Here is an 8911-nt window from a genome sequence, read left to right as displayed (position 1 = left end):
TATTAGATGAAATGATACACTACCCCCATGTGCATTTCTCGCAAAAGAAGAGATTGGCCGGTGCCGGTCAGGACTTCGAGATCTCAGCGTAGTAGTACTCGCCGGCAGCCATCTGTTCCCGGTCCAGGAACGACCCCGGTTTGTTGATCCGCGGCCGTCCGGTCTTATCCCGCCGGAACGTGATCCCGAGCGCCGCGAGGAACCGGTTCATGCCCGGCGCCATATCAAACGGCCCCGTAGCCTTGCCGCTGATGCCGGGCTCACCCTCGAAGACCAGGATCCGGTCGCTGATCATGTCGATCACGTAGATGTCGTGGTCGATCACGAGCGTGCTCGCGTCCCGTCCTTCGGCGTGCCTCCGGATCAGCCGGGAGATCTTGACCCGCTGCTCCACGTCGAGGTGAGCGCTCGGCTCGTCCAGGATGTAGAGGTCGGCGTCACGCGAGAGGCAGACCGCGATCGCCACCCGCTGGAGTTCGCCGCCGGAGAGGGTGTTTATCGGCGCCTGGAGGACCTGTGTGAGGGAGAGGGGTTCTAGGATCTCGTGCTGGTAGAATGATGTGTCGAACTTCGTCGTCGTCTGCCTGAGGATCTCCTCGACGGTCGCCTCAGTGTCGCCTTTGAGGTACTGCGGCTTGTAGGAAATCCGCACTCTGGTATCCATCGACCCGGTGTCGGGCTCAAGCACCCCGGCAAGGAGCTTTGCGAACGTGCTCTTCCCAATACCGTTCGCCCCGACGACCCCGAGGACCTCGCCGCTCCGGATCTCCCCGCCGTCGACGACAAGCGAGAACTGCTCGAAACGCTTTGTCATCGCCGGGAACGCGAAGAGTTCTTCCCGGTTCACTTCCGTGGTGTGGGCCCGGGTCTCAAACGCCACCGAAAAGTCCCTGAACCTGACGTTCTCCTCTGGGAGGAAGCCCTCCAGGTACTGGTTGATCCCCACCCGGACGCCCTTCGGGTAGGTGATGACGCCGAAGACCGCCGGTTCTCCGTAAGCGATATGCACGGTGTCGGCAAGCATATCGAGGATAGCGAGGTCGTGCTCGACGATCACGACCGGCCGCTCCTGGGCGAGTTCGCGGATCAGGTTCGCGGCGGCCATCCGCTGGTAGACGTCAAGATAGGGCGTGATCTCGTCGAGGAAGTAGAAGTCGGCGTCCCGTGCCAGACAGGCAGCGATCGCCACCCGCTGGAGTTCGCCGCCGGAGAGGTTCCCGATTGTCCGGTCGAGGATCGGCCTGAGCGATAACCGGTCGACGTAGTAGTCGAGCCGGCCGCGCTCGTCGGTGGTCGTGAGGAGGTCGCGCACCGACCCGGAGAAGACCTTCGGGATCTGGTCGATGTACTGCGGTTTTACGGCGACCTTCACGTTCTTCTGCGAGAGCAACTGGATGTAGTCGAAGAGCTCGGTCCCCTGGAAGAGGTCGAGGACGTCCTTCCAGGATACCGGGGCGTCGGTCATCCCCAGGTTCGGGACGAGCATACCTGAGAGGATCTTGACCGCCGTGCTCTTTCCGATACCGTTTGGCCCGAGAACGCCGGTGACCTTGCCCTCGACCGGGATCGGGAGCCCGTAGAGGACGAACCCGTTCTGGCCGTAACGGTGGGTCGGCTGGTCGAGTTCTTCAGGGAGGTTGACGATATCAAGCGCCTCGAACGGGCACTTCTTCACGCAGATGCCGCAACCTACGCAGAGCTCTTCTGATATGACGGCCTTCTGGTCTTCGCCGATGACGACGGTCTCGTCGCCGGTCCGGACGCGGGGACAGTAGAGGATACACTCGGTGCCACACTTGATGGGGTGACACCGATCACGGTGTACAACAGCAATTCGCATGGGTGATCACAGAACAGTAGTGGTTAAAAGGAGTGTCCAGGTCATGAACCAGAGCGCGAACGTCATGAAACTCTGGTAGAACCAGTCCTTGCCGGTCAACTCCAGGTAGTCAACCCCAAGAAGCATGAAGACATGCTTCTGGAAGACCACGCCCGCCGCAAGAAGAAGCAGGCCGATGATGTTGTTGGCCTGGAGCCCGGTGGCCGGGTCCGGTGTGCCGGAGAGATAGAATGAGAGTGCCCCTGTCAGGATACCCATGAAACAGGCTACAAGCGTCCGTTTTATTCGACTTCTGTGCTCGACCTGTTTCTCGGCACGTGTCCGCGGCCGTGTCGTTTCAGCCTCTGCTGCTACCGCATTATCGCTCATCATGACACCAGTATTACGCTATTCCTGGAAGGGAACGGTTGCATGCCTCTTCCGGCGGCTGCAGGCGACTTCCCGGATTGACGGAATTCTTATAGTATTAGGGTGTTCTCCGGTTATAAAGATAAGTACCTCCGGGCCCCGGGCACAAACCGGAGAGATCCTGTAGCGGAGCATGTTACCTTATCGTGCTGGTCCTGGTGTAGATCGCCGGTCTCACGCGGGAGGACGCGAAGACGAAGCGGTACATGCTGGCAACTTTACTTCGCGGCCAACGCGAGAGGCCTTGTTTGTTACCCTTGTACAGTATCTCACGCGAAGAGCGCGAAGATCTGTCCGGGTACCTGTAACGCCCCTTCGCGGCTTCGCGCTCTTCGCGTGAGGCTCTACTGCCCCCGTACTGAAAACTCACGCAGAAGTGCGCGAAGGACGCGAAGACTTGTCTTGGGTACCTGTAACGCCCCTCCGCGGCCAACGCGAGAGGCTCGGACACCCTCTGTGCTGAAAACTCCCGCGTTGCCGCGAAGACTGCGGGCGGGGTGCGTGGATAGTACCTGCCCAAAAGCAGCAGGAGGCTTTGCGGTTCTCTTCACGCCCGGGCACAGACACCCCCACCTGGTGCCACCTCTCCGGGGGAGAACAGCTGCCGGATCCCGGCAAACCCCAGGCTCCTGCCGCCGGTAGTACCCTTATTTAGGTACCGGACCGAATGTATTCTGGAATCAATGGCTACACTACAGGGAATGAGCGGAGTCGATCTTCGGGCGCTGGTAGCGGAGGCTGCCGATCGTCTCCCGCTCTGGGTCGGCAAGATCTACCAGTTCGATGCGAAGACCCTCGGTATCAGGTTAAACGGGGAGGACCGGGCAAAATACCTGCTGCTCGTGGAGACCAGGCGGCGCATCCACTTCACCGCAGAGTTCCCAAAACCCCCAAAGTATCCACCAAGCTTTGCGATGCTGCTCCGCAAGCACCTTGAGGGCGGAAAAGTGCTCGGCATCCGCCAGCTCGGGATCGAGCGCACCATGAGCATCGATATCGGGAAGAGAGATACGACCTACCACCTCATCTTCGAACTCTTCGACGAGGGGAACGCAATCCTCTGTGACGAAGAGTACACGATCATCAAGCCCCTCTGGCACCACCGGTTCAAGAACCGGGACGTGATCCCGGGCGTGGTCTACGCCTTCGAAGGGACCGACTGCTCGGCGCTCTCGCCCGAAGAGTTCCGGGAGATGCTTGCAGGGTCTGACCGCGATATTGTCAGGACGTTAGCCGTCGGGTGCATGCTCGGCGGCGCGTATGCCGAAGAAGTCTGCCTGATGGCGAGCGTTGAGAAGAGCGCCGCAGCCACAGAGGTGGACGCAGAGGCGGTCAAGGACGCCTTTGACCGCCTGATGGCCGACGTCGGGAGACGCCGGGACCCGGTGATCACGCAGTCGGGATGCTGGCCGGTGGTGCTGGCCGGCGAGGAGGTCCGCGAGCGGTTTGAGACCTTCAGCGAGGCTCTGGACGCGTTCTACCCGAAGGTAGCGGGCGAGAAGGAGGAAGCCGCAGCTGAAAAACCCCGTCTCTCCCGGGAAGAGGTGATCCGCCAGCGCCAGGCGGAGGCGATAAAGGGTTTTGAGAAGAAGATCCGGCGCTACGAGCGGGTCGTGGAGGTGCTCTACGAGAACTACACGGCCGTCACCGGGGTCATAACGACGCTTGATGCGGCGAGCAGAGACCGGTCGTGGCAGGAGATCGAGCAGATCCTCAAATCAAACAGCGATAACGCGGCCGCGAAGATGATCCGTGCGGTCCACCCGGCGGAAGCGGCGGTGGAACTCGATCTCGCGGGAGAGCGGGTGAAGGTCTATGTCCACGAGACAATCGAGCAGAACATCGGCCGCTACTACGACCAGATAAAGAAGTTCAAGAAGAAGAAGGCGGGCGCCCTTGCGGCTATGGAGCGGGCGATCACCGTAAAGCCCCGGCGGAAGCAGCACCTGGTCTTCCAGAAGAAACGGTGGTACCACCGGTTCCGGTGGTTCTCCACCTCAGACGGCGTTCTCGTCATCGGCGGCCGGGATGCCTCCCAGAACGAGGAACTTGTCAAGAAGTACATGGAAGGCGGGGACCTCTTCATCCACGCCGACGTCCATGGGGGAAGCGTCGTCATCGTGAAGGGCGCCACCGAACACCTGGACGAGGCCGCACAGTTCGCCGCGTCCTACTCCAACGCCTGGAAGGCCGGGCATTTCTCGGCCGACGTCTACGCCGCCCGCCCGGACCAGGTGAGCAAGACGGCCGAGTCGGGTGAATACGTGGCGCGGGGTGCCTTCATCGTCAGGGGAGAGCGGCAGTACTTCAGGAACGTGCCCGTAGGGGTGGCGATCGGCCTCCAGGTGGCGCCCGAGGTCGCCGTCATCGGCGGCCCGCCCGGGGCCGTCACCGGGCGTGCGAAGGTATGGGTAACACTCCAGCCCGGGCAGTATGAGCCAAACGATATAGCAAAGAAGGTGATCCGGGCACTCAGGGAGAAACTCCCGGAGGATGAGTGGAAAGGGCTCAAGGGCGCCCTGAACACCGAGGCGGTCGCTGCGTTCGTCCCGCCCGGGGGCTCCGATATCGTGGAACCATGAAGGCTGAAGTCAGGGAGATAAAGAGACAGTTTGGCGAAATACGGCTCTTTCCCGAGACGCTCGACGATCTCTGGCACCTCTCCCACCTGGTCGGGCCGGGCGATCTCGTCTTCGCGACGACATTCCGGAGCGTGGAGGCGGCAACCGATAAGATCCGGCCTGAGAAGGTGGAGAAGCGGCCGGTCAGGCTCGGTATCAGGGTCGAGAAGGTGGAGTTCCACCAGCACACGAACCGCCTCCGCATCGCCGGGGTCATCGAGAGCGGTGTGGACGTCAGCTCGCACCACACCCTCAACGTCGAACCGGGATTCGAGATATCGGTCATCAAGCGGTGGCGATCCTTTGACTGTGAACGGTTGAAGCGGGCCGTCGATGCCTCCGCGTACGGCGTGGTCCATGTCGTGAGCGTTGAAGAGGGGGAGGCGCAGGTCTACCGGCTGCGCCAGTTCGGCCCTGAGTGGGTGACCACCATCACGGCCGGGAGCAGCAAGGGTGCGGATACCGGCACCCGGTCGGTGCTCTTCGAGAAGACGCTTGAGGTGCTCACGATGATCACCGGACCCCTGGTCGTGGCGGGTCCGGGATTCGTGAAGGAGGAGTTTGCTGATTACGTGAGGAGAGACGCGCCCGACCTCGCGGAACGGATGCTCGTCGTCGAGACGCGGCGTATCGGGCGGGGGGCCGTGCAGGAGGTCATCGGGCAGGGGGTCCTCGATCGATTGCTCGGCGACCTCCACCTCGCAAGGGAGGTCAGGTTGATGGACGAAGTCCTGCTCAGGATCGCCACCGAGGGTGCCGTCGCCTACGGTATTAACGAGGTGCGAAGGGCGATCGCGTATGGCGCAGCCGAGACGGTGCTTGTCTCAGATATCCTGCTCCGGAATGAGGAGGTTACCGGTCTCATCGAGCAGGCCGAGTACGTCGGCGCATCGGTCGTGGTGATGAGCACCGAGTTCGAACCCGGGGAGCGCCTGGAGGCCCTCGGCGGCGCTGCGGCGCTCCTGCGGTATACGATCGGGTCGCCGATGTAGTGGAACATTGCATCCCATATTCCACGCGATTGTTGCTTCATGCGAAGCACGCGGGAGAGCGCGAATTTTGATAATCGATGTAGGCAACGCCCCTTCGCGTCCTTCGCGTCTTCGCGCCTTCGCGTGAGGCTCGATCACTCCCTGTGCTGAAAACTCACGCAGAAGCACGCGAAGATCTGTCCGGGCACCTGCAACGCCCCGTCAAGGCTTCGCGTGGAGCACCTGTGTATGGCAGACCTGGACGGGGGGAGGCGTGATCGCCAATAACCCATAGTCTTACTGCGGCGCCCTCTCCTCAAGCTTCCTGATCGTGTCGCGGAGCGCGATCGCCCGCTCGAACTCCAGGCGTTCCGCCGCCTCCCGCATCTCGGCCTCGAGTTCGATGATCAGGTTCGGGATCTCCTGCTTTGGAACGTGCTTAACGTCGGTGATCTCGACCTCTTTTTCCCGGATCGGCTTTGTGATCGTCTGCGGCGTGATGCCGTGCCTTGCGTTGTACGCGAGTTGCATCGTGCGCCGCCGCTCGGTCTCGGCAAGCGCCTTCTTGATGGAGTCGGTCATGGTGTCGGCGTAGAGCACGACCTTTGCGTTCACGTTCCGGGCGGCCCGCCCGATGATCTGGACCAGGCTCCGGGCGTCACGGAGGAACCCTTCCTTATCGGCATCAAGGATACCGACGAACCCGACCTCCGGGATATCGAGCCCCTCCCGCAGGAGGTTGATCCCCACGAGCACATCGTACTTCCCGAGGCGGAGTTGCCTGATGATCTCGGTCCGCTCGATGGTGTTGATCTCGGAGTGGAGGTAGCGAGTCTTGATCCCCTGGTCTGCCAGGTAACCGGAGAGTTCCTCGGCGAGCCGCTTTGTAAGCGTCGTCAGGAGCACCCGGTCCCCGCGGTCGATCGTGGCCCGGATCTCCTCGATTACGTCTGGAATCTGCCCCTCGATCGGCCGTACCTCGACCGCCGGGTCCACAAGCCCGGTCGGCCGGATGATCTGCTCGGTCACGCTTGAGCGCTTCAGTTCGTAGTCCCCCGGTGTCGCCGAGACGAAGATGACGTTTCTCATGTAGCGCGAGAACTCGTCGAACTTCAGCGGCCGGTTGTCGAACGCCGACGGCAACCGGAACCCGTAGTCCACGAGCGACTTCTTCCGCGAGTAGTCACCGTTGTACATCCCGTGGACCTGCGGGATCGTCTGGTGGCTCTCGTCGATCACCATCATGAAGTCCTCAGGGAAGTAGTCCAGCAGGCAGTAGGGCTGCTCCCCGGCCCTCCTCCCGTCGAAGTGACGGGAGTAGTTCTCGATCCCCTTGCAGGTCCCGGTCTCCCGGATCATCTCGATGTCGTAGAGGGTCCGCTGGCGCAGGCGGTGCGCCTCGAGCATGCCGAGGTTCGGGAGCCACTCATCGAGTTCCTTCTCGATGGAGGCTATCGCCCGCTCCTTCTCCTCCTCCGGGACGACAAAGTGGCGGGCCGGGTAGACGAAGAAGTAGTCCATCGCTTCAAGCCGCTGCCCTGAGACCCGGTCGATCTCGCTGATCCGGTCCACCTCGTCCCCGAAGAGTTCGATCCTGATGACGTTGTTGAAGTAGCCGGGGACGATATCGATGGTGTCGCCCTTCACCCTGAACCGGCCCGGCGCGAGCTCAATGTCGTTCCTCTCGAACTGGATATCGATGAGCCGCCTGATGATATCGTCACGCAGCATCCGGTCCCGGACCTTCACCTCAAACCCCATCCCCCGGAAGTTCGCGGGGTTCCCGAGACCGTAGATGCAGGAGACCGAGGCGACGACGATCGTATCGGGGCGTGAAAGGACCGATGCGGTGGCCGCAAGGCGCATCTGCTCGATCTTCGGGTTGATCTGGGCGTCCTTCTCGATGTAGAGGTCGCGCTTCGGGATGTAGGACTCGGGCTGGTAGTAGTCGTAGTAGGAGACGAAGTACTCCACCCGGTTCTCCGGGAAGAACGATTGAAACTCGTTGTAGAGCTGGGCCGCAAGCGTCTTGTTGTGGGCGATGACGAGCGTGGGTCTCTGGACCTCGTCAATGACATTCGCTATCGTGAAGGTCTTCCCCGACCCGGTGACCCCAAGCAGGGTCTGGAACCGCTCGCCGGCGGCGATCCCCTCTGTGAGGTCCCGGATAGCGTCGGGCTGCGATCCCCGGGGCGCAAAATCCGCTGTAAGGTTGAATGCCGTCATGGTGTCACCGTCTTCCTTCTGAGGGTTCTGTGGTAGGTGATCGCGAACCGGTGCGCCTCGTCGCGTATCTCCTGGATGAAGAGCGACGCCTTCTCGTGCCGGTCAAGCGGCAGGGGATGGGTGAATCCGGGCACGAAGACCTCCTCCTCGCGTTCTGCGATGGCCACGATCGGAACCCTGATCCCGAGTTCCCTGAGCACCGCACCGGCCGCTGCAAGCTGCCCCTTTCCGCCGTCGACGATGATCAGGTCAGGGAGGTCGCCCCCCTCCCTCTGCAGCCGCGAGTAGCGCCGCCTGACCACCTCGGCGATGGCGGCGAAGTCATCGATGCCCTCGACCGTGCGTATCTTAAAGCGCCGGTAGTTCCGCTTATCAGGTCGTCCCCACCTGAACCGGACCATCGAGCCCACCATCGCCGTGCCGGAGAGGTGGGAGATATCGAAGCACTCGACCACGACCGGGAGAGCCGGGAGGTGCAGGCAGCGTTTCAGTTCCTCCACCTTGATCCGGTCGCCGAAGAATCCGATCTCGACGTTCTTCCGCACCAGGTCGAGCAGTTTCTTCTTCTCGCCCCGCTGCGGCACGACCATCCTGACCTTGCCGCCCCTGAGGTGGGAGAGGTAGTCTGCGACCGCATCATCCACCGCCTCAGGGAGGATCACCTCCTCAGGGGGATCGTGGTCTGCGTAGTAGCGGGTGAGGAACTCTTCAAGGAACCCCTCCGTCGCATCGAAGGTATACTCGTGCTTCCCGGCAAGCGTTCCGCGGTAGACGTTGAAGAGCATGAGGAAGACGGTCCCGTCGCTTGCGATATAGTTGACAATATCCTCGTTATAGGTCTTCTG

Annotated in this window: 5 protein-coding genes and 1 pseudogene; 2 read left to right on the top strand and 4 right to left on the bottom strand. The window is 61.8% G+C overall.

Translation table 11 applies throughout. The features are described from left to right. Nucleotides 1–67 precede the first annotated feature (67 nt). Both BP858_RS02715 and BP858_RS02710 read right to left on the bottom strand, forming a co-directional pair. Nucleotides 68–1840 carry a ribosome biogenesis/translation initiation ATPase RLI gene (locus BP858_RS02715; protein ID WP_281767728.1) on the bottom strand — a complete coding sequence of 591 codons (1773 nt, stop codon included), beginning with the start codon at nucleotides 1838–1840 and terminating at the stop codon, nucleotides 68–70. Between the two features lie 6 nt (nucleotides 1841–1846). Beyond that, nucleotides 1847–2212 carry a hypothetical protein gene (locus BP858_RS02710; RefSeq protein WP_337589747.1) on the bottom strand — a complete coding sequence of 122 codons (366 nt, stop codon included), beginning with the start codon at nucleotides 2210–2212 and terminating at the stop codon, nucleotides 1847–1849. A 737-nt stretch (nucleotides 2213–2949) separates the two neighbouring features. Here BP858_RS02710 and rqcH point away from each other — a divergent pair. Together rqcH and BP858_RS02700 are read left to right on the top strand one after the other, a co-directional pair. After that, nucleotides 2950–4830 (top strand): ribosome rescue protein RqcH, encoded by a 1881-nt coding sequence (gene rqcH / locus BP858_RS02705; RefSeq protein WP_349680558.1) that lies wholly within the window; start codon nucleotides 2950–2952, stop codon nucleotides 4828–4830. Then, complete coding sequence (locus tag BP858_RS02700) at nucleotides 4827–5861, top strand: mRNA surveillance protein pelota (RefSeq protein WP_286878780.1); 1035 nt, start codon at nucleotides 4827–4829, stop codon at nucleotides 5859–5861. Before rqcH ends, BP858_RS02700 begins: the two co-directional genes overlap by 4 nt. Before the next feature lie 276 nt (nucleotides 5862–6137). Here BP858_RS02700 and uvrB read toward each other — a convergent pair whose 3' ends face one another. Both uvrB and uvrC read right to left on the bottom strand, forming a co-directional pair. Further along, nucleotides 6138–8066 carry an excinuclease ABC subunit UvrB gene (gene uvrB, locus BP858_RS02695; protein WP_062264719.1) on the bottom strand — a complete coding sequence of 643 codons (1929 nt, stop codon included), beginning with the start codon at nucleotides 8064–8066 and terminating at the stop codon, nucleotides 6138–6140. Next, a pseudogene (uvrC, locus tag BP858_RS02690) lies at nucleotides 8063–8911 on the bottom strand (excinuclease ABC subunit C); the annotation flags it as partial. The gene uvrB and the pseudogene uvrC, both read right to left, overlap by 4 nt.

Source organism: Methanoculleus sp. UBA413 (genome assembly GCF_002502935.1).
GTDB classification, from domain to species: Archaea; Halobacteriota; Methanomicrobia; order Methanomicrobiales; family Methanoculleaceae; genus Methanoculleus; species Methanoculleus bourgensis.
This window is presented reverse-complemented; position numbering and strand designations above follow the sequence as displayed.

Coding starts and splice junctions, on each gene's coding strand:
- uvrB (WP_062264719.1), bottom strand. CDS start 8,066: ATGACGGCATTCAACCTTACAGCGGATTTTGCGCCCCGGGGATCGCAG.
- BP858_RS02700 (WP_286878780.1), top strand. CDS start 4,827: ATGAAGGCTGAAGTCAGGGAGATAAAGAGACAGTTTGGCGAAATACGG.
- BP858_RS02715 (WP_281767728.1), bottom strand. CDS start 1,840: ATGCGAATTGCTGTTGTACACCGTGATCGGTGTCACCCCATCAAGTGT.
- rqcH (WP_349680558.1), top strand. CDS start 2,950: ATGAGCGGAGTCGATCTTCGGGCGCTGGTAGCGGAGGCTGCCGATCGT.
- BP858_RS02710 (WP_337589747.1), bottom strand. CDS start 2,212: ATGATGAGCGATAATGCGGTAGCAGCAGAGGCTGAAACGACACGGCCG.